This is a genomic window from Streptomyces sp. NPDC085866, from assembly GCF_044541035.1.
GTDB lineage: Bacteria > Actinomycetota > Actinomycetes > Streptomycetales > Streptomycetaceae > Streptomyces.
On sequence record NZ_JBITSQ010000008.1, the window covers coordinates 93,575 to 114,238 of the forward strand.

17 protein-coding genes are annotated in these 20,664 nt (G+C 70.9%); 7 read left to right on the top strand and 10 right to left on the bottom strand.

The window, feature by feature from the left end; translation table 11 throughout:
• Positions 1-6: 6 nt before the first annotated feature.
• Complete coding sequence (locus ACIF83_RS21215; protein WP_393466443.1) at positions 7-1,593, top strand: Na+/H+ antiporter; 1,587 nt, start codon at positions 7-9, stop codon at positions 1,591-1,593.
• Between the two features lie 109 nt (positions 1,594-1,702).
• Here ACIF83_RS21215 and ACIF83_RS21220 read toward each other — a convergent pair whose 3' ends face one another.
• Complete coding sequence (locus tag ACIF83_RS21220) at positions 1,703-2,785, bottom strand: mechanosensitive ion channel family protein (protein WP_399728950.1); 1,083 nt, start codon at positions 2,783-2,785, stop codon at positions 1,703-1,705.
• 106 nt (positions 2,786-2,891) lie between these two features.
• Here ACIF83_RS21220 and ACIF83_RS21225 point away from each other — a divergent pair, with 106 nt between their 5' ends.
• Complete coding sequence (locus ACIF83_RS21225) at positions 2,892-3,461, top strand: dienelactone hydrolase family protein (RefSeq protein ID WP_393466448.1); 570 nt, start codon at positions 2,892-2,894, stop codon at positions 3,459-3,461.
• A gap of 7 nt (positions 3,462-3,468) precedes the next feature.
• Here ACIF83_RS21225 and ACIF83_RS21230 read toward each other — a convergent pair whose 3' ends face one another.
• From ACIF83_RS21230 to ACIF83_RS21245, 4 genes are all read right to left on the bottom strand, one after another.
• Entirely contained in the window at positions 3,469-5,139 is a 1,671-nt protein-coding gene (locus tag ACIF83_RS21230) for an alkaline phosphatase D family protein (RefSeq protein ID WP_399728953.1), read from the bottom strand.
• 104 nt (positions 5,140-5,243) lie between these two features.
• Positions 5,244-6,062: a thioredoxin domain-containing protein gene (locus ACIF83_RS21235; RefSeq protein ID WP_393466454.1), complete on the bottom strand. Its 819-nt coding sequence runs from the start codon at positions 6,060-6,062 to the stop codon at positions 5,244-5,246.
• A 66-nt stretch (positions 6,063-6,128) separates the two neighbouring features.
• Entirely contained in the window at positions 6,129-6,812 is a 684-nt protein-coding gene (locus tag ACIF83_RS21240) for a hypothetical protein (protein ID WP_393466457.1), read from the bottom strand.
• A 67-nt stretch (positions 6,813-6,879) separates the two neighbouring features.
• The gene (locus ACIF83_RS21245; RefSeq protein WP_393466460.1) at positions 6,880-8,205 is read right to left on the bottom strand and encodes a DUF2252 domain-containing protein; all 1,326 of its coding nucleotides are present in this window, start codon (positions 8,203-8,205) and stop codon (positions 6,880-6,882) included.
• A gap of 248 nt (positions 8,206-8,453) precedes the next feature.
• Here ACIF83_RS21245 and dnaE point away from each other — a divergent pair, with 248 nt between their 5' ends.
• Positions 8,454-11,993: a DNA polymerase III subunit alpha gene (dnaE, locus tag ACIF83_RS21250; RefSeq protein ID WP_393466463.1), complete on the top strand. Its 3,540-nt coding sequence runs from the start codon at positions 8,454-8,456 to the stop codon at positions 11,991-11,993.
• A 71-nt stretch (positions 11,994-12,064) separates the two neighbouring features.
• Here dnaE and ACIF83_RS21255 read toward each other — a convergent pair whose 3' ends face one another.
• Positions 12,065-12,232: a hypothetical protein gene (locus ACIF83_RS21255; protein ID WP_393466466.1), complete on the bottom strand. Its 168-nt coding sequence runs from the start codon at positions 12,230-12,232 to the stop codon at positions 12,065-12,067.
• Between the two features lie 242 nt (positions 12,233-12,474).
• Here ACIF83_RS21255 and ACIF83_RS21260 point away from each other — a divergent pair, with 242 nt between their 5' ends.
• From ACIF83_RS21260 to ACIF83_RS21275, 4 genes are all read left to right on the top strand, one after another.
• Positions 12,475-13,692 (top strand): NYN domain-containing protein, encoded by a 1,218-nt coding sequence (locus ACIF83_RS21260; RefSeq protein ID WP_393466469.1) that lies wholly within the window; start codon positions 12,475-12,477, stop codon positions 13,690-13,692.
• 93 nt (positions 13,693-13,785) lie between these two features.
• Entirely contained in the window at positions 13,786-14,799 is a 1,014-nt protein-coding gene (locus ACIF83_RS21265; RefSeq protein ID WP_399728959.1) for an ABC transporter ATP-binding protein, read from the top strand.
• Positions 14,800-14,875: 76 nt separating this feature from the next.
• The gene (locus ACIF83_RS21270; RefSeq protein ID WP_393466475.1) at positions 14,876-15,697 is read left to right on the top strand and encodes an ABC transporter permease; all 822 of its coding nucleotides are present in this window, start codon (positions 14,876-14,878) and stop codon (positions 15,695-15,697) included.
• A gap of 34 nt (positions 15,698-15,731) precedes the next feature.
• The gene (locus tag ACIF83_RS21275; protein WP_393466478.1) at positions 15,732-16,403 is read left to right on the top strand and encodes an AAA family ATPase; all 672 of its coding nucleotides are present in this window, start codon (positions 15,732-15,734) and stop codon (positions 16,401-16,403) included.
• 5 nt (positions 16,404-16,408) lie between these two features.
• On the opposite strand, the gene ybaK is transcribed toward ACIF83_RS21275, so the two are convergent.
• The 4 genes from ybaK to ACIF83_RS21295 all read right to left on the bottom strand — a co-directional run bounded on the left by ybaK (position 16,409) and on the right by ACIF83_RS21295 (position 20,551).
• Entirely contained in the window at positions 16,409-16,909 is a 501-nt protein-coding gene (ybaK, locus tag ACIF83_RS21280; RefSeq protein ID WP_393466481.1) for a Cys-tRNA(Pro) deacylase, read from the bottom strand.
• A gap of 21 nt (positions 16,910-16,930) precedes the next feature.
• Positions 16,931-17,671: an LON peptidase substrate-binding domain-containing protein gene (locus ACIF83_RS21285; protein WP_393466484.1), complete on the bottom strand. Its 741-nt coding sequence runs from the start codon at positions 17,669-17,671 to the stop codon at positions 16,931-16,933.
• Positions 17,672-17,682: 11 nt separating this feature from the next.
• The gene (locus ACIF83_RS21290) at positions 17,683-18,768 is read right to left on the bottom strand and encodes a hypothetical protein (protein WP_399728964.1); all 1,086 of its coding nucleotides are present in this window, start codon (positions 18,766-18,768) and stop codon (positions 17,683-17,685) included.
• Between the two features lie 205 nt (positions 18,769-18,973).
• A complete protein-coding gene (locus ACIF83_RS21295) occupies positions 18,974-20,551 on the bottom strand; it encodes an oxidoreductase (protein ID WP_393466489.1) in 1,578 nt (525 codons plus the stop codon).
• Positions 20,552-20,664: the final 113 nt, after the last annotated feature.

The following is a 20,664-nucleotide window of genomic DNA, read 5'->3' on the forward strand; positions in this document are numbered from 1 at the left end:
CCGGCCGTGGATCAGTTGGCTCTGTTGTTCGTGGTGCTGCTCGGGGCCCTGGTGAGCGTCCCGGTGGGGGAACGGTTCGGCTTGCCGGCGCCGGTGCTGATGACCGTGCTCGGCGGGGTCCTGGCGGTGACCGACTTCGTGCCCGACGTGGACATCCCGCCCGAGCTGATCCTGCCCGGACTGCTGCCGCCGCTGCTCTACGCCGCCGTACGGCGGACCTCATGGCGGCAGTTCGCGGCGAACAAGCGGCCGATCTTCCTGCTGGCCGTCGCCCTGGTCTTCGTGACGACCATCTGCGTGGCCGCCGTGGCCCATGCGATCGTGCCCGGCCTGCCGATCGCGGCCGCCGTCGCGCTGGGCGCGCTGATCGCCCCGCCCGACCCGGTCGCAGCCACCGCCGTCGCCGGGCAGCTCGGGCTGCCGCGCCGCCTGGTGTCGATCCTGGAGGGCGAGGGGCTCTTCAACGACGTCACGGCCATCGTGCTCTACCACGTGGCGATCGCCGCCGCCGTGAGCGGGGAGTTCTCGGCCTGGCACGCCGGCCTCGACCTGGTCCTGTCGGCCGTGGTCGCGGTCGCGGTCGGACTGGTGCTCGGCTGGGGCGCGAACAAGCTGATGGACCTGCTCGGCGACCCCACCCTGCAGATCGGGATGACGCTGCTGGTGCCGTACGCCTCCTACGTGCTCGCGGAGGAGCTGCAGGGATCCGGGGTGCTCGCCGTGCTCACCACGGCCCTCTTCCTCGCCGAGTACGCAACCGACGCCGACGACGTGATGACCCGGCTGGCCGGGTACACCTTCTGGGACATCGTCGACACGCTCGTCACCGGAGTCGCGTTCGGGCTGATCGGCCTCGAACTGCACAACGCGATCAGGACGGCGACCGGGCGCTGGGGCGAGCTGCTCGGCTGGGCCGCCATCGTCGTCGGCGTCGTCGTCCTCGTACGGCTGGTGTGGCTGATGCCCGCGACCTGGCTGACCAAGCGGCTGCACGCCCGGCGGGACTACGACGAGGACATCCCGATGAGCTGGCGGGAGACCGTGGTCATGTGGTGGTCCGGGATGCGCGGGGTGGCCTCGGTGGCGCTGGCACTGGCGATCCCGCTCAGGACCGACGACGGATCCCCCTTTCCCGAGCGCGACGAGATCGTCTTCATCGCCTTCGGGGTGATCATCGCCACCCTGGTGCTGCAGGGGCTGACTCTGCCCTGGCTGGTGAAGCGGCTGGGGGTGCGGGCCGACTCCGAGCGGGAGACGGAGTTCGAGGAGGAGCTTGCGCGACGGGCCACGAAGGCCGCAAGGCGGAGGCTGCGGGAGATCGAGCAGGTGGAGGAGTTGCCGGAGGAGCTGGCGGAGCAGATGTTGCGGCGGGCCTTCGACATCGGGATCCGGATCAGCCCGGACATGGGGGAGGCGGAGCGGCGGGAGGCGCATCAGCAGCGGGAGCGGCGGGTGAAGCGGGTGAGGCGGATTCAGGGGGAGATGTTGAGTGCGGCTCGGCATGAGGTGTTGGCCGCTCGGAGTGAGCCGGGGGCGGATCCGGAGATCGTGGATCGGGTGCTGAGGCATCTCGATGTGCGGAGCTTGCGCTGAGATTCCCTCTCCCACCCGCGCACCATCCGTTTCCAGTCGGCCGAGAGGCGGGCGTTCGCTGTGTGTGGGGGCGCGGCGCTGACGGCGGCCTTTCGTGATTTTCGTCGCGTCAACGGTGGTACCGGGCCGGGCCGTTGGGGGAGCGTGCGGGTTGCCACGGTGGGAGGGCCGCCTCTGCCGTGTTGACGCGGGGCAGGGCGTAGGGGTGTTCGGTCGTCAGCCAGGTGATCATTTGTTCGCGGACGGTGACCCGGACCGTCCAGATGTCGTCCGCGTCCTTCGCGGTCACCAGGGCGCGGACCTGGATGGTGTTCGGGGTGGCGTCCGTCACGTAGAGGTTGGAGGTGCGGCCGTCCCAGGCCGGGCACTGGCGCAGGATGTCGCGGAGCCTCTCGCGCATCGCCTCGATCGGCGCGCTGTGGTCGAGGTGCCAGAAGACGGTGCCCGTCATCTGCGGGGTGCCCCGCGACCAGTTCTCGAAGGGTTTGGAGGTGAAGTACGACACCGGCATCGTGATCCGCCGCTCGTCCCAGGTACGGACCGTCAGGAAGGTCAGGGTGATCTCCTCGACGGTGCCCCACTCGCCGTCCACCACCACCGTGTCGCCGATGCGCACCATGTCGCCGAAGGCGATCTGCAGCCCCGCGAACATGTTCGACAGCGTCGACTGGGCGGCGACACCGGCGACGATGCCGAGGATGCCGGCGGAGGCCAGCAGCGAGGCACCGGCCGCGCGCATCGCCGGGAACGTCAGCAGCATCGAGGCGCTCGCCATCACGATCACGATCGCGGAGACCACCCGCATGATCAGCTCCACCTGGGTGCGGACCCGGCGCACCCGGGCGGCGTCCGGGTGGGCGCGCGCGTACCGGGCGTAGGAGGTCTCGACGACCGCAGCGGCGATCCGGATCACGAGCCAGGCGGCGGACCCGATCAGTACCAGCGTCAGGCCCCGGCCCACGCCGGCCTGATGCCGCTGCAGCAGGTTCGTGTGGGCGTAGGAGCCTCTGAGCAGGGCGGTGCACAGGACGAGCTGATAGGGGATGCGGCCGCGCCGCAGCAGGTCCCACAGCGGGGTGTCGGGGTTTCGCTCGTCGGCCTTGCGCAGCAGCCGGTCCGTGGCCCAGCCGATGGCCAGGGTGAGCAGTATCGAGCCGCCGAGCACGATCAGGGGGCGGAGCACGTTCTCCATGCCTTCGCGTCTTACCAGACTCGCGGGCTCCTGAACCTGTGTCTTCGCGGCGCACCCGGGAAGACCGCGCTACGGCGCTGTCGTACCCGGCTGGCACCATGGCCTCATGAACATCATGCTCTTGCACTCGGCCTACGGGCTCAGGCCCGCGGTGCGCGAGGCCGCGGACCGGCTGCGCGCGGCGGGCCACGAGGTGTGGACGCCGGACCTCTTCGAGGGGCGCACGTTCGACACGGTCGAGGAGGGGATGGAGTTCAAGGAGCGGATCGGCAAGGAGGAGTTGCTGAAGCGGGCCGTGCTGGCGGCGGCGCCGTACTCGGAGCGGGGGCTCGTGTACGCCGGCTTCTCGCTCGGCGCCTCCATCGCGCAGACCCTGGCCCTCGGCGACGAGAAGGCACGCGGCGTGCTGCTCCTGCACGGCACTTCGGACCTCGCGCCGAACGCGCAGGTGGACGAGTTGCCCGTGCAGCTGCACGTGGCCGAGCCGGACCCGTTCGAGACGGACGACTGGCTGAGCGCCTGGTACCTGCAGATGCGCAGGGCGGGGGCGGACGTGGAGATCTACCGGTACGCCGGGGCGGGCCACCTGTACACCGATCCCGGGCTGCCGGACCACGACGCGGAGGCTGCCGAGGCCACCTGGCGGGTGGCGCTCGGCTTCCTCGACAGCCTGTAGTGGTCGGCTACACCGGGTCGTAGGTGCGCTCCACCTTCTGCGTTCCGCTGCGGGTGCGGTACGAACGTACCCAGGAGGAGGTCGCGGCGGCGTCCGTGCGGTCGGACAGGACGTAGTAGTCCATCTGCGCGCGGTCGGTGGTGATGTCCAGGACGCCGTAGCCGTGGCGGTCGGTGTCCACCCAGTGGACGTGCCGGTTGGCCGCCTTGATGACCGGCGAGGCGATCGCGGAGACGGTGCCCTCGGGGACCTTCACGATGTCGTCGAGGTTGTCGGAGGTCACCGAGGTGACCACGAACTCGGTGGCCGCCGAGGCCGACAGCGGGTAGGTGCCCGCGTCCACCGGCACGTCGTTGGCCCACGCCATGTGGATGTCACCGGTCAGGAAGACGGTGTTGCCGATGGCGTTGGAGCGCAGGTGGTCCAGCAGCTCGTGGCGGTCGTCGGTGTAGCCGTCCCACTGGTCGGTGTTGGCGGCGATCCCCTCCTGCGGCAGCCCGAGCAGCTTGGCGAGCGGCTTGAGCAGGTCGGCGGAGAGCGAGCCGAAGGAGAACGGCGAGATCATCACCGAGTTGCCGACCAGCCGCCACTTGGTGTCGGAGGCCTTCAACCCGGCCTTCAGCCAGTCGAGCTGGGCCCGGCCGGTGATCGTACGGTTCGGGTCGTCCACCGAGCCGCTCGCCGTGGCGGCCTGCTGGGAGCGGAAGGAGCGCAGGTCCAGCAGGGAGAGGTCGGCGAGCTTGCCGAAGCGCAGCCGGCGGTAGGTGGTGCCGGCGATCGCGGGGCGGACCGGCATCCACTCGAAGTAGGCCTGCTTGGCGGCGGCCTGACGGGCCGTCCAGGTGCCCTCGGCGCCCTCGGTGTGGTTGACCGCGCCGCCCGACCAGGCGTTGTCGGCGAACTCGTGGTCGTCCCAGATCGCGATGACCGGTGCCTTCAGGTGCAGCGCCTGCAGGTCGGGGTCGGTCTTGTACTTCGCGTGCCGGATCCGGTAGTCGGTGAGCGTGAGGATCTCGTTCGTGGGCGCGTGCGGGCGGACGACCGTGCCCCGGGCCGCGTACTCACCGGACTTGTACTCGTAGATGTAGTCGCCGAGGTGCAGCCAGGCGTCGAGGTCGGAGCGGGCCGCGAGGTGGCGGTAGGCGGAGAAGTAGCCGGCCTCCCAGTTGGCGCAGGAGACCACGCCGAAGCGCAGGCCGGACACGGCGGCGTCCGCCGCCGGCGCGGTGCGGGTACGCGCCACCGGGGAGTTCGTGTCACCGGCCGAGAAGCGGAACCAGTAGTCGGTGGCCGGCTCCAGGCCGCGGATGTCGGCCTTGACCGTGTGGTCGGAGGCGGCGGTCGCCGTGGTCGAGCCCTTGGCCACGACGTTCGTCAGCGCCTTGTCCTTGGCGACGACCCAGCTCACCTCGGTGTCCGGGCCGATCCCGGAGCCGGGTATCGCCTGCGGGGTGGGGGTCACCCGGGTCCACAGCAGGACGCCGTCGGGCAGCGGGTCGCCGGAGGCGACACCGTGCAGGAAGGCGGGGGCGTCCGTGGCGGCGCGCGCCGGCAGGGCGGCGGCGAGCGGGCCGGCCAGGACAGCAGTCGCCGCCGCGGCCTTGACGACCGTACGGCGGCGGGGCGACAGGGAGTTGAGGCGCTTGGCGGCCTCGGATGGCTTGTATCGACTGGTCACGACCGATCAGGTTACTGATCGGTACGCGCGAGAGCGGGCGAACTCCGAAAGTTCGCCCGCTCTTCATGCGGTGATCAGTTACTGACGGATCGTCAGATGGTCGGTCAGCCCTTGAGGGCCGCGTCCACAGTGGTGTTGAAATCGGCCACCGACATGGGCGCGTTGCCCTGGCTGCCGACGGTGAGCTTCTTGCCGTCCATGACGAGGCTCGGAGTGCCCGACACGCCGTCCTTGTTGTCGTCGAAGGTCTTCGACATGGCCATCGCCCAGGCGTCGTAGGTGCCCTTCTTGACCGCGTCCTGGAACTTCGCGTTGCTCTTCAGCGCGGGCACGGTGTCGGCGACCTTGATGAGGTAGCTGTCGTCCTTGAACTTGTCGGTGTTCTCGTCCGGGTGCCACTTCGCGGTGTACAGCGCGGTCTTGTACTCGAGGAACGCCTCGGGGCTGACGTTGAGCGCCGCGCCCAGTGCGCTCAGCGCGTTCTTGGAACCCACGCCGTTGTCGTGGTTGTCGATGAACGTGCCGCTGATGAACTGGATCTTGTACTTGCCGGCGTCGATGTCCTTCTTCACCGTCGAGCCGACGGTCTGCTCGAACGCGGCGCACACCGGGCAGCGCGGGTCCTCGTAGACCTTGAGGGTCTTCTTGGCGGTGTCCTTGCCGATGACGACGGTGGTGCCCTTCGTGCCCGTGGTGTTGGCCGGGGCGACGACCGAGGCGTCCTTCAGGCCCTCCCAGTAGCTGGGCTTGTTCATCTGGACGACGGCGTAGCCGATGCCGCCGGCCGCGGCCAGCACGCCCACGACCGAGGCGGCCACGACGACCTGCCGCCTGACCCTGTCGCGCTTGGCCTGCCGCTCGCGCTCCTGGCGCAGCCGCTCCCGGGCCGCCGTCTTCGCCGACTGGCTGTTCCGCTTGCTCATGTTGGTGATCTCCATGTGGGACGCGCACACGTCGTACGCGGGATACGTATGGGGGACTGGTCGTGCTCAGGTGAATGCCGGTGAGCACGGCGGTCCACGCCGTCCCAGGGAGTGCACGAGGAGCCGGTCGCGCGCCGTGACCGGGCGGAGGGCCGGGCGCGGCAGCCGGCGCGCCGGCAGGAGCCGTACGGCGACCACGGCCACCGCCAGCAGCAGCGGCCGGAAGGTGGTCGCGGCGACCGCGCGCAGCAGCTGGGTCAGGGCCCGCTCGCCCCGGCGCAGCCAGGCGGCGGCCAGCAGTCCCACGCCGATGTGCGCGGCGAGCAGCAGCCAGGCCGCGGCCGGGCTGGCGTGCGCGAGCAGTGCCGCGCCGCCGCGGCCCGAGGTGCCGGTCACCTGGGCCAGTGGGGTGCCCACGCTGCCCTGGCACAGCACGTCCAGGCCGAGGGCGCGCAGCGGTCCGGCGACCGGCCCGCCCGCGCTGCCGTAACAGGTGTGCTGGCCGGTGGTGAACACCGTGTCCGCGGCCAGCTCCAGCGGGATCAGCAGGGCCGCGATCCGGCCGAAGCCGCGCTCGCGGCCCGCCAGCGCGTACGCGGTCAGGAACACGCCGGTGGCGACCGCGGCGACGGTCGACACCGGCAGCGGGGCCCTGGACAGCAGGACGTGCGACGCGGTGCTGAGCGTCACGACCACGGCCGTGAACAGCGCCGCGCGCACGGCTCTGAGCTGGGTCCCGGAAATGTCCATAGCGAGAGCAGAGTCTGTCACGTACGCGAGTAAGAGACCCCTAAAGAGTGCCTGTGAGTGTGCGAGGTTACAGCCCCGGAATCCGGCCGTTGCGGAACAGGTCGACGAAGATCTGGTGGTCGGCACGCGCGCGTGCGCCGTACCCGTGCGCGAAGTCCACCAGGAGGGGCGCGAAGCCCTCCTCGTCGGCCGCGAGCGCCGCGTCGATGGCCCGCTCGGTGGAGAACGGCACCAGGGACTCGCCGGAGGTGTCGTCCGCCGCCGCGTGCATCGTGGCCGTGGCCCGGCCGAGGTCGGCGACGACGGCCGCGATCTCCTCCGGGTCGTCGATGTCGCCCCAGTCCAGGTCGACCGCGTACGGCGAGACCTCGGCGACCAGCTGGCCCGCGCCGTCCAGCTCGGTCCAGCCCAGCCACGGGTCGGCGTGCGCCTGCAGGGCGCGCTGGGAGATCACCGTGCGGTGGCCCTCGTGCTGGAAGTACTCCGCGATCGCCGGGTCCGTGATGTGCCGGGAGACGGCCGGGGTCTGGGCCTGCTTGATGTAGATCACGACGTCGTTCTCCAGGGCGTCGCTGTGGCCCTCCAGAAGGATGTTGTACGACGGCAGGCCGGCCGAGCCGATGCCGATTCCGCGACGGCCCACGACGTCCTTCACCCGGTACGAGTCCGGGCGGGCCAGGGAGGAGTCCGGAAGGGTCTCCAGGTAGCCGTCGAAGGCCGCCAGCACCTTGTAGCGGGTGGCGGCGTCCAGCTCGATGGAGCCGCCGCCCGGTGCGAAGCGGCGCTCGAAGTCGCGGATCTCGGTCATCGAGTCCAGCAGCTCGAAGCGGGTCAGCGAGCGGGCGTCACGCAGTGCGTCCAGGAGGGGACCCTGCGCGGTGTCCAGCGTGAACGGCGGCACCTCGTCGCTCTTGGCGCCCGTGGCCAGGGCGTGGATGCGCTCGCGGTAGGCGGCCGCGTAGATCGTCACCAGCTCGGTGATCTGCTCGTCGCTGAGCGCCTTCGCGTACCCGATGAGCGCGACGGAGGCGGCGAAGCGCTTCAGGTCCCAGGTGAACGGGCCGACGTAGGCCTCGTCGAAGTCGTTGACGTTGAAGACCAGGCGGCCGTTGGAGTCCATGTAGGTGCCGAAGTTCTCGGCGTGCAGGTCGCCGTGGATCCACACCCGCGAGGTGCGGTCGTCCAGGTACGGGCCGCCGCGCTTCTCGGCGTCCAGGTCGTGGTAGAAGAGGGCCGCCGTGCCCCGGTAGAACGCGAACGCCGAGGCCGCCATCTTCCGGAACTTCACCCGGAACGCGGCCGGGTCGGCGGCCAGGAGCCGGCCGAAGGCGGTGTCGAAGACGGCGAGGATCTCCTCGCCGCGCTGCTCGTCGTTGAGCTGGGGTACCGACATCGCGGGGTGCCTCCTGGTGCAGGACGGGTGGTGCTGGAATGTGCATGAAGGGGTACGACGGCGCTTCCGCCGTCTCCAACGGGCGACGCCGCGCGGGAGTGCCCGGTTCCCGCACGAAGGTACGTCCGGATCGCCCGCGGGTGTCAGTGGCGGGGCATAGGATTCGACGTTGTCCCCCAGACCGTCCGCAGTCGGTCCACAGCCGGTCGGAAGATCGTAGACGCCTGTTTCCCTTGGAGGCCGAAACCGTGTCAAAGCCGCCCTTCACGCACCTGCACGTCCACACCCAGTACTCGCTGCTGGATGGTGCCGCGCGGCTCAAGGACATGTTCAACGCCTGCAACGAGATGGGCATGACGCACATCGCCATGTCCGACCACGGCAACCTCCACGGTGCGTACGACTTCTTCCACAGTGCGAAGAAGGCCGGAATCACCCCGATCATCGGGATCGAGGCGTATGTCGCCCCCGAGTCCCGGCGCAACAAGCGCAAGATCCAGTGGGGCCAGCCGCACCAGAAGCGCGACGACGTCTCCGGTTCCGGTGGCTACACCCACAAGACGATGTGGGCCGTGAACAGGACCGGCCTGCACAACCTCTTCCGGCTCTCCTCGGACGCGTACGCCGAGGGCTGGCTCCAGAAGTGGCCCCGGATGGACAAGGAGACCATCTCCCAGTGGTCCGAGGGGATCGTCGCCTCCACCGGCTGCCCCTCCGGCGAACTCCAGACGCGGCTGCGCCTCGGGCAGTACGACGAGGCCCTGAAGGCCGCCGCCGACTACCAGGACATCTTCGGCAAGGACCGCTACTTCCTGGAGCTGATGGACCACGGCATCGAGATCGAGCACCGGGTCCGCGACGGCCTCCTGGAGATCGGCAAGAAGCTCGGCATCCCCCCGCTGGTCACCAACGACTCGCACTACACCTACGCGCACGAGGCGACCGCCCACGACGCCCTGCTGTGCATCCAGACCGGCAAGAACCTCTCCGACCCGGACCGCTTCAAGTTCGACGGCACCGGCTACTACCTGAAGTCCACGGACGAGATGTACGCCATCGACTCCTCGGACGCCTGGCAGGAGGGCTGCGCCAACACGCTCCTCGTCGCCGAGATGGTCGACACCACCGGCATGTTCGAGGCCAAGAACCTCATGCCGAAGTTCGACATCCCGGAGGGCTACACCGAGATCACCTGGTTCAAGGAGGAGGTCCGCCGGGGCATGGACCGCCGTTTCCCGGGCGGTGTCCCCGAGGACCGGCAGAAGCAGGTCGAGTACGAGATGGACGTCATCATCCAGATGGGGTTCCCGGGCTACTTCCTCGTCGTCGCCGACTTCATCATGTGGGCCAAGAACAACGGCATCGCGGTGGGTCCCGGCCGAGGCTCCGCGGCCGGCTCGATCGTCGCGTACGCCATGGGCATCACCGACCTCGACCCGATCCCGCACGGCCTGATCTTCGAGCGGTTCCTCAACCCCGAACGCGTCTCCATGCCCGACGTCGACATCGACTTCGACGAGCGCAGGCGCGTCGAGGTGATCCGGTACGTGACGGAGAAGTACGGCGCCGACAAGGTCGCCATGATCGGCACCTACGGCAAGATCAAGGCCAAGAACGCGATCAAGGACTCCGCGCGCGTGCTGGGCTACCCGTACGCCATGGGCGACCGCCTCACCAAGGCGATGCCCGCCGACGTCCTCGGCAAGGGCATCGACCTCGACGGCATCACCAACCCCTCGCACCCGCGCTACAACGAGGCCGGCGAGATCCGCGGGATGTACGAGAACGAGCCGGACGTCAAGAAGGTCATCGACACCGCGAAGGGCGTCGAGGGCCTGGTGCGGCAGATGGGTGTGCACGCCGCCGGCGTGATCATGTCCAGCGAGCCCATCGTCGACCACGCCCCGATCTGGGTGCGCCACACGGACGGCGTGACCATCACGCAGTGGGACTATCCGCAGTGCGAGTCGCTCGGGCTGCTGAAGATGGACTTCCTCGGCCTGCGCAACCTGACGATCATGGACGACGCCGTCAAGATGGTGAAGTCCAACAAGGGTATCGAGCTCGACCTGCTGGCCCTGCCGCTCGACGATCCGAAGACCTTCGAACTCCTCCAGCGCGGCGACACCCTGGGCGTCTTCCAGTTCGACGGCGGCCCCATGCGCTCGCTGCTGCGCCTGATGAAGCCCGACAACTTCGAAGACATCTCCGCCGTCTCCGCGCTCTACCGTCCGGGCCCGATGGGCATGGACTCGCACACCAACTACGCGCTGCGCAAGAACGGGCTCCAGGAGATCACCCCGATCCACAAGGAGCTGGAGGAGCCCCTGGAAGAGGTCCTGGCCGTCACGTACGGCCTGATCGTCTACCAGGAGCAGGTGCAGAAGGCCGCCCAGATCATCGCCGGGTACTCGCTCGGCGAGGCCGACATCCTGCGCCGCGTGATGGGCAAGAAGAAGCCCGACGAACTGGCGAAGAACTTCGTCCTCTTCCAGAAGGGCGCCCGGGACAAGGGCTACAGCGACGAGGCGATCCAGGCCCTGTGGGACGTGCTGGTCCCCTTCGCCGGATACGCCTTCAACAAGGCGCACTCCGCCGCGTACGGCCTGGTCTCGTACTGGACCGCCTACCTGAAGGCGAACCACCCCGCCGAGTACATGGCCGGGCTGCTCACCTCGGTCAAGGACGACAAGGACAAGTCGGCCGTCTATCTCAACGAGTGCCGCCGCATGGGCATCAAGGTGCTCCCGCCGAACGTCAACGAGTCGGTGCACAACTTCGCCGCGCAGGGCGACGACGTGATCCTCTTCGGCCTCGAAGCCGTGCGCAACGTGGGTACGAACGTGGTGGAGTCGATCATCAGGAGCCGCAAGGCCAAGGGCAAGTACGGCTCCTTCCCCGACTACCTCGACAAGGTCGAGGCGGTCGCCTGCAACAAGCGGACCACGGAGTCACTGATCAAGGCGGGCGCCTTCGACTCCCTGGGGCACACCCGCAAGGGCCTCACCGCGCACTTCGACTCGATGATCGACAACGTGGTCGCGGTCAAGCGCAAGGAGGCCGAGGGCCAGTTCGACCTCTTCGGCGGGATGGGGGAGGAGGAGAGCAGCGAGCCGAGCTTCGGACTGGACGTCGAGTTCACCACCGAGGAGTGGGACAAGACCTACCTCCTCGCCCAGGAGCGGGAGATGCTCGGTCTGTACGTCTCCGACCACCCGCTCTTCGGCCTGGAGCACGTGCTGTCCGACAAGGCCGACGCGGGCATCGCCCAGCTCACCGGAGGTGAGCACGCGGACGGCGCGGTGGTCACCATCGGCGGCATCATCTCGGGCCTGCAGCGCAAGATGACCAAGCAGGGCAACGCCTGGGCGATCGCCACGGTCGAGGACCTCGCCGGTTCCATCGAGTGCATGTTCTTCCCGGCGACGTACCAGCTCGTGTCGACCCAACTCGTCGAGGACGCGGTCGTGTTCGTCAAGGGCCGGCTCGACAAGCGCGAGGACGTGCCGCGGCTGGTCGCGATGGAGCTGCAGGTGCCCGACCTGTCGAACGCGGGCACCAACGCGCCGGTGATCCTCACCATCCCTGCGGTCAAGGTCACCCCGCCAATGGTCAGCCGCCTCGGCGAGATCCTCAGCCACCACAGGGGCGAGAGCGAGGTCCGCATCAAGCTCCAGGGGCCGACGAGGACGACGGTGCTCCGGCTGGACCGGCACCGCGTGAAGCCGGATCCGGCGCTCTTCGGAGATCTGAAGGTGCTGCTCGGCCCGTCCTGCCTGGCGGGCTGAGCCGGTGCAGCAGGAAGGGGCGCACCCTCGGCGGGTGCGCCCCTTCCGTGTGCCTGGGCTTCAACTGCCCTTTAGTTGTGGCCGAAGCGCTGCTGCTTCTTACGAGCAACATCCGCCGGGCTGCCCGGGACGTGCATCGGAGACTCGTGCGCCTCCGAGGACGACCGCGGCGCGTGCTCCTGGGCCTGCGAGGTGCGCTGCTGCTGGCTGCCCTGCTTGCGGTTCTTGTTCTTGGCCATGGTGATCTGCCTCCTGTGGGGGATCTAGGGGCCAGGGCCGCGACCAGATTCACATAAGCTGACATCACGCGCATGTCGGATAATTACCGTGTGTAACAGGGGCGATGGGCGAGCGGTATGCACAAACGCCACGCCGAAGATCGAGTTCCGGCCGTTAACCCCCGCGTGGTCGGGCAGACTCGAAGGAAGTCCGGAGCAAAGGAAGTCCGAAGCAAGAGCCTCCTGGGAAGAGGGTGAGTCGCGTGGACCGCTGCATCGTCCTGGTGGACGCCGGGTATCTGCTGGGAGCCGCCGCCAGCCTCCTTGCCGGTGAGCCCTCACGGTCCCGGATCACCGTCGACCACGCCGCGCTGATCCAGGCCCTGCGCGAACGCGCGGAGTCGGAGACCGAGCGCCCGCTGCTGCGCATCTACTGGTTCGACGGCGCCCCCGACCGGGTCCCCCAGCCGGAGCACCGCCGGCTGCGCGTGATGCCCCGCGTCACCGTCCGGCTCGGCGCCCTCACCCGCAGCGACGGTCGCTGGGCACAGAAGGGCGTGGACGCCGCCATGCACGCCGAGCTGACCGAACTGGCCCGCAATCGCGCCTGCTCCGACGTCGTCCTGGTCACCGGCGACGGCGATCTGCTGCCCGGCATGATGGCCGCCAAGGAACACGGCGTCGCCGTCCACCTGTGGGCCGTACAGGCCGCCGACGGGGACTACAACCAGTCCGAGGACCTGGTCGCCGAGGCCGACGAGCGGCGGGTGCTGGACCGGGCCTGGATCACCCAGGCGGTCCGCGCCAAGGAGCTGACGGGCGTCTGCGCACCCCCGCCCGTGCCCCGTCCCGAGATCGCCGCGATCCTCTCCGCACCGCTGCCCGAGTCCGCGCTCGCCACGGCCGCCGAAGCACCCGCCGAGGAGGGCGCCCGCGCGCCCGCCACCGCGGCCGAGGCCGGAAGCCAGGAGCGGGTGCCCACCCCCAAGGGCGTACCGACCCCCAAGGATCTCGCCGCGCTGCGTGCACCCGGCGTACAGGCCGTGCAGCATCCGGCGACCGCGACCCTCAGGTGGTCCTCCGACAAGGGCTGGGTGGACCGGCCCGGTGGGGTCTCCGAGCCGCCCGAGATCGCCTCCATGCCGACGCTCGCCCAGCTCACCACCGCCGAGCAGCGCTGGGCCGACCGGGAGGAGGACATCACCACGGTCGGCGGCGACCCTTACGAGGTGGGGCAGGTCTTCGCCCGTCGCTGGATGTCCCGGCTCGGCGACCAGGGCCAGCTGCAGCGGCTGTCCACGATGTACCCGCGCATCCCGCACCGCATCGACGGCGAGCTGTTGCGCTACGCCGCCCGCTTCGGGCTGCTCGCCCACAAGGACGACCAGATCGACGAGCACGACCGTTACGCCATCCGGGCGGGCTTCTGGCGGGAGATCGACGTACCGGCCGCGGCCGAGCACGCCCCTGCCGGGGAGTGAGCCGGGACTTTCCCGGTGGCGAGATGGGAAGCCGGGGGTGAGGAGAGGCCCCAAAGGCGAGTAAAGGGGCCGGACCCCGTAGTCTCGTGCCTTGTGAGTACGCGCGTGGGACAGGCACTTCGGCATGACGAGGTCGTACGCGTGCGCGGGCTCAGCAAGACCTACCCGCCCGTGAAGGGGCGGCGCGGAGCGCCGGGCGCGCCCGAGGTGCGGGCCACCGACGGCGTGGAACTGGACGTACGGCGCGGAGAGATCTTCGGGCTGCTCGGGCCGAACGGCGCCGGCAAGTCCACCCTCGTACGGCAGCTCACCGGACTGCTGCGGCCGGACGCCGGCAGCGTCGAGATCCTCGGCCACGACATCGTCAGGCATCCCGAGCGGGCCGCCCGGATCCTCGCCTACCTGGGGCAGGAGTCCTCCGCCCTGGACGAGCTGACCGTCGCGCTCGCCGCCGAGACCACCGGACGCCTGCGCGGCCTGGACGTACGGCAGGCGCGTGCCGAGCGGGACGCTGTGCTCGAGGAGCTGGGACTCACGCCGATCGCCGGGCGGGCGCTGAAGAAGCTGTCCGGCGGACAGCGGCGGCTCGCCTGCTTCGCCGCCGCCCTCGTCGGCGAGCGGTCGCTGCTCGTGCTGGACGAGCCGACCACCGGCATGGACCCGGTGGCCCGGCGCGCGGTGTGGGCGGCCGTGGACCGACGGCGGGCCGAGCGCGGTACGACCGTGCTGCTGGTCACCCACAACGTCATCGAGGCCGAGACCGTCCTCGACCGGGTCGCCGTCCTGGACCAGGGCCGGGTCATCGCCTGCGACACCCCGGCCGGACTGAAGGAACAGGTCTCCGGCGAGGTGCGGGTGGAGCTGGTGTGGCGGGAGCGGGCGCCGCTGGACGTGCCCGAGGTCGCCGTGCTGCGCGAACGGGCCGTGGAGTCCGGTCGGCGCTGGACGCTCCGGCTCGCGCCCGAGGAGGCCAGGGCCGCCGTCGCCACGGTGACCGGCGGGGCCGCCTTCGCCGCCCTGGACGACTTCACGCTCGCCACGCCCAGCCTGGAGGACGTCTACCTGGCGCTGGGCGGGGCGGCACGGCAGGGGCTGGTGAAGGCGTGAGCGCGAGGAACGTCGTACCCGTATGGTCCCTGTGGGACGGCGGCGCGGCTGCCGTAGGGAAGAGGAGCAGCTCGTCGTGAGTGTCGTACCCGCGGAGGTTCTGCCGGGCGGTGGCCGGGCCGTGCCGGAGCCGGCCCGGCCCGCGGCCGAGCTCGGGCCGCCCGTGCGGCTGTGGCCGTCGCTGGTGGCCGTCTACCGGGCCCAGCTGTCCCGGGCCCGGGTGGCGCGCATCCCGTTGCTGTTCGTGGCGACCTTCCAGTCCGTCGGCATCACCGTGATGATGCGGGGCGTCGTCGACAGTGGCAGTGAGGCCCAGTCCGTGGTGGCCGGGTCCTCGGTGCTCGTCGTCGCGTACGTCGCGCTCAATCTGCTGTCGCAGTACTTCGGGCAGCTGCGGGCCAGCGGCGGGCTCGACCACTACGCCACGCTGCCGGTGCCGCCCGCGGCGGTGGTGCTGGGCGCGGCGGGGGCGTACGCCTCCTTCACCGTGCCGGGCACCCTGGTGACCGCCGTCTTCGGGTGCGTGCTGTTCGGGCTGCCGCTGTCCAACCTGTGGATCCTGTTGGCCGTCATCCCGCTCGCCGGCGCCGCGCTCGCCGGACTCGGCGCCGCCTGCGGGCTGCTCGCGCCGCGGCCCGAGCTGGCCACGCTGCTCGGCCAGCTGGGCATGTCGGCGGCGCTGCTGCTCGGTGTGCTGCCGGCCGACCGGATGCCGGAGATCGTACGGCTGGCCCGGGACCTGCTGCCGTCGACCTACGGCGTGGAGGCCTACGCGCGGACCTTCGGGTCCCACCCGGACTGGGCCGCCGTCCTCGCTGACCTGGGGGTCTGCGCGGGTGTCGGAGTGATCTCGCTGGCCGTGGCGACCTGGGCCTACCGCAGGGCCGCCGTCCGATGACGCGCCCCACAGCGCGACCTGGCACGATGTCAGGGTGACCGCACCGCTGACGCCGCCCACGCCGCCGCACGACGACTCCCCGCACCAGGCCTGGCAGGCGCCGCCGCCCGCCGGGGCGACGGGCATGGGCCTGTACGAACAGGACGGCCCTGGGATGAAGACCGAAGTTCTGGAAGCCGTCGTGATCGCGATAGCGGTGGCGCTGGGCGGGCTGCTGTTCGGGCTGCTGTGGTGGTGGCTGGCGCCGCACGTACCGCTGGTGGGGGACCAGCTCGACAAGAGCTGGGTCGTCTACCTCAAGGACACCGAAGGGGAGCAGGCGGCCGGGGTGGACGGGACGTTCACGCTGCTGGGGCTGGCCTTCGGGCTGGTCAGCGCGGTCGTCGTGTTTCTGCTGCGGCGGCGCGGCGGTGCGCCGTTGGTGGTGGCGCTGGGTGTGGGCGGTCTGCTCGGGTCGCTGCTGGCGTGGCGGCTCGGGGTGTGGCTGGGGCCCACGTCCGACGTGATCGCTCACGCGAAGGAGGTCGGGAAGGGAGTCACCTTCTCGGCGCCGTTGAAGCTGGGGGCGAAGGGCGCGCTGCTGGCCTGGCCGTTGGCCGCGGTACTGGTGCATCTGGGGCTGACCGCGCTGTTCGGGCCTCGGGACCCCGAGCCGTATCCGCAGGGACCGGCCCCGAAGGACGGGTACGGAGCCCCGCTGACGTAGTCCCGTCAGCCCCGGCCGATCGGTGCCAGCACCGCTTCGGTCAGCTGTGCCAGGTCTCCGGGAGTCAATTCGACCTCCAGGCCCCTGCGGCCCGCCGAGATGCAGATCGTCGCGTGGGACTCGGCCGAGTCGTCCAGGACGGTGCGGAGCCTCTTGCGCTGGCCCAGGGGGGAGATGCCGCCGCGCACGTAGCCGGTGGTGCGTTCCGCGAGGGTGGGGTCGGCCATCGTCGCTCGCTTGCCGCCCACCGCCGCGGCCAGCGCCTTGAGGTCCAGCGTGCCCGAGACCGGCACGACCGCCACCGTCAGCGCGCCGTCCACGTCGGCCACCAGGGTCTTGAAGACCCGGTCGGGGGAGACGCCCATCGCCTCCGCCGCCTCCTCGCCGTAGGAGGGGTGGGAGGGGTCGTGGTCGTAGGAGTGCAGGGTGAAGTCCACACCCGCCGCCGTCAGGGACACCGTCGCCGGGGTGCCGCCGGGCTGCTGCTTCTTCGACTTCTTCGCCATCGGGTGTCGGCCTCGGTTCGCTCAGTTCAGGCTGGTCGGCGTCCGCGTCAGCTCGAACGCGGGCAACGACGGAAGGTTACGGATGATGGCCGTCTCCGCGCGAAGGAGTTTCAGCTCGTCCCGGAGCCGGGAGGCGATGTCCGGCGCCTGCAGCAGCCGTTGCTTGGTCGGCGTGTCCAGGACCATCGCAGCGGCCACCAGGTAGGAGACCACCGACGGGTCGTCCGGGAGGTCCGCGCCCGTCGACAGGGAGCGCTCGCGGGCGCCCGCCAGGCGCTTCTGGTACTGGCGGAAGGCACGCAGGACGCCCTCGGCCAGGGCGCCCGCCTCGTCGCCGGGGTCCTCCGACAGCTCCTCCAGCTCCGCCGTCAGGAACGGGCCCGAGGTGTCCACGGACAGCAGCCGTACCCGGGTCGTCCCGGTCGCCAGCACCTCGAACGTGCCGTCGGCGCGCTCCCGGATGGTCGCCGCGTCCGCCACACAGCCCACGCCGTGGAAGGACGTGAGGGGGTCCGGGCCGAAGCCCGCGGCCGGCCCTCGCTCGGGCTGTGTGGTCGGATCCGGCATGCCCGGTGCGCTCGGTGCCACCTCGTGGCCGTCGCGGATCGCCACGACGGCGAACCGGCGCGGTTCGTCCTCGGGGGTCTTCAGAAGCTCGCGCATCATGGCGCGATAGCGCTCCTCGAAGATGTTCAGCGGCAGCACGAGCCCGGGGAACAACGCCGAGTTCAGCGGGAACAGAGGGAGTCGGACGGTGGTCACGGCGCCCCAGCCTAGTGGTCGGGGGCGGCGGCTCGGCCGCGGTGTTCGTTCCGCGGTCGCGCCGGTGCCGCCAGCAGTTCGGTCAGGGGGGTGCCGCCGGCGGCCGTCAGGAGTGCCTCGCGCAGCCTGAGGAAGTGGCCCAGCGGGTCCTCGGAGATCCGGTCCCAGGGGAACGAGGTGGCGTACGGGCCGATCAGACGCAGCTGGGTGCGGGCGTCCTCCCAGCGCTCCAGCCGGGCGAGGACGTAGACCAGCTTGTTACGGATCTCGGCGGACGACGGCGCGGCCGCCGGGAACCGGCCGGAGAGTGCGATCGCCCGCTCGGCCGCCGCGTCCAGCCGCTCGCGCGGCACCTCGGGGCCGCAGCCGTCGGTCAGGTAGGCGAGGGCTGCCCGGGCCGGAAGCGCCTGGACGAGCGAGTCGGCCGGGGCGTCCTGCGCGGCCAGGTCGGCGAAGTCGAAGCACTCGCGGTGCGAGGCACGGGGGGTGTGGGGGGTGTCCCCCCACACGACGCAGCAGGAGCTGCCCAGGTAGCGCAGGGCGGCCACATGGCAGCCGTAGTGGTGCGGGGCCCGCCGGACCGCCGCCTCCCACAGCTCCTCGAAGTAGCGGTGCCCGGCCCGGGAGCCGCGTGCGTGGTCGAGCGCGATCCGCCAGGGCACCGGGTCGCGGTCGTCGGCCCGGGCGGCGGCCGTGATCAGCGGGCTCACCTCGCGCAGCAGTTCGGCGCGGGCCGGGGAGGGCCAGGCGCGGTCCACCGCGAGCTGGGCCGCGACGAGCGTCACGTCGGGGTCGTCGGCGGCGGCCGCGCGCCAGGCCTCGAACCACTCGCAGCGCGAGCGGGCGAAGGCGGCGAGCCGCCGGGTGTAGCGGTCGTGGGCCTCCCACTCGGCCGCCGCGCGCGTGGCGGCGAGCAGCGCGGAGGCGGCGCCGTACTCGCCCCGGCCGGCCGCTACCAGCACGGGGGAGAGGCGTTCGTCGGGCGCGTCGAGGACGGCCTCGTCGCCGGCCGGCTGAGGGGCGGCGGGGCGTGAGGCACGTCGTGTCATCCGTGTGGGGCGGAGGAACGCCGGCAGTGGAGCCATGGTGTCGACCATTGAAAGACCGCAGGTCGGGGCAGCGCCAGAGGGTCTGGGCAAGTCACGGAAGGTTGTACGTCCGATGGTCAAGGGCAAGTAAAAGGTGATTGTTCAATCAATGTGGTGTATGTGCCCAATGTGACGTACGTGCCGATGGACCGGGCGTCCATGTGCGTGCCGCTGGACCCGGGCATCAGCCGCGTACGTACCGCTGGGCCGGGCGTCAGCCGCGCCGCAGCAGCCGTGTCGCCCCTGCCGCCACCGTCGTCGCCAGGATCCAGCCCAGCAGGATCATCGCCGCCGCCAGCCACTGCCAGCCGCCGCGCAACTGCCACTGGCCGACCTGGCCCAGGTCGATCACCGGCAGCAGCAGGTCCAGCGTGAACAGGGCGGCGCTCCAGGTCGGATGGCCGCCGGGGTTCACCGGCGGATGGCCGGCGTGCGAGAAGGCCAGCGTGCCCGCCGCCCACAGCACCGCCATCCACACCGCGGCCCGGCCCGGCCGGTAGCCGTAGGCCACCGTCCAGTCCTGGACGTACCCCCAGCACTTGGCGGCCGGCGGCAGCGTCTCGCGGCGCCGGCGCTGCTTGGCGAGCAGCACCTCGCGGGCGTCCTCGTCCTCCCCGGCCGCGCGCAGCACGGTGGCCAGCCGCTCGTACGGCTCCGGGTTGTACTCGGCGGTGGCCGCCGCCACCCAGTCCAGCCGCCGGGTCAGCGGGAACGGGCCCTGCGGTACGAGGTTCTCGTACGCGAAGCCGCCCATGTGGAGGTTGCCCGGGCCCGGCCAGCTGCCCGCGTGGTCCACCAGATTCACGATCCGCGCGCCGGACAGCACCACCTTCCCGCGCTCCGGCCTGTCCCCGAGGAAGCGCAGCTCGGGCGTCTGCACCCGGCGCAACGACAGCTCCTGGTCGTCGGTGAAGGTGAACCGGGCCCGCTCCAGGTCCACGGCGTCCCCGAACCGGCCGTCGTCCAGCCGTATCCCGCCCCGGCACTCGAAGCGCTGGATGCGTGTCCCGCGCGCGGGGGTCGTCCCGCTCAGCAGCGGGTTGCCCACGCCGGCCGGGGTCAGATATAGGGTGCGCCCCACCGTCAGCTGGGGGGCGTTCAGGGCCAGGCGCGCGTACGGGTTGGCCAGTTTCGCTCCCCGCAGGCTCAGCGAGACCCCGACCTTGGCGCTGCGCAGGCTCAGCTCGCCGTGCGACTCCAGCAGCTCCGCCTGCAGGTCCTGGCCCACGGTCATGCCGTCCGCGGCGATCGAGCGGCCGCTGCGGTCCCGGTAGACGATCGCCTGGTTGAGCAGCAGGTCCGTGCCGATGTGCGCGTCGGCCAGCCGCACCCCGTTCTGGAAACGGCAGCGCGGCAGGTGCAGATCGCCCTCGGTGTGCACCCGGGCCGCCTCCAGGCGGGGCACCGCGCAGTCCACCAGGCGAAGGGTCGTGAACCTGGCCTCGGGCAGGAGGATCTGCTCGTCGAAACGGCAGCCGCGCAGCTCCACGTACGGCGTGACCGTGCCGCCCGCCAGGTCCACCGTGCCGGTGACCCGCACGCCGACCAGCTTCAGCGAGGACACCCGGCCCGCGAGCGCGGGCGGCCCGTCCAGCACCAGCCAGCAGACGATGCGCGCCCTGACGCTCCGCTCGGGCCCCCAGGGATGCCCGCCGTGCGGATCGTCCACCACGGCGTCCCCGCTGCTCAGGTCGTACACGCTGCCGTTGCGGAAGGCCTGCCACATGCCGGCCTCGGCCGCGGTCAGGTCGTCCGGCAGGTCCCCGGCGTGGATGCCGGCCCCCTCGGTCACCGCTCTTCCTTCCTCCTCTGACTACTCGCTGTCACCCTCTCGTACACCCGTTCATGCCCGCTGAGTGACGCCTGTTACACAAGACGTGAAGGCGATCTTCCGGGTTCCGGCCA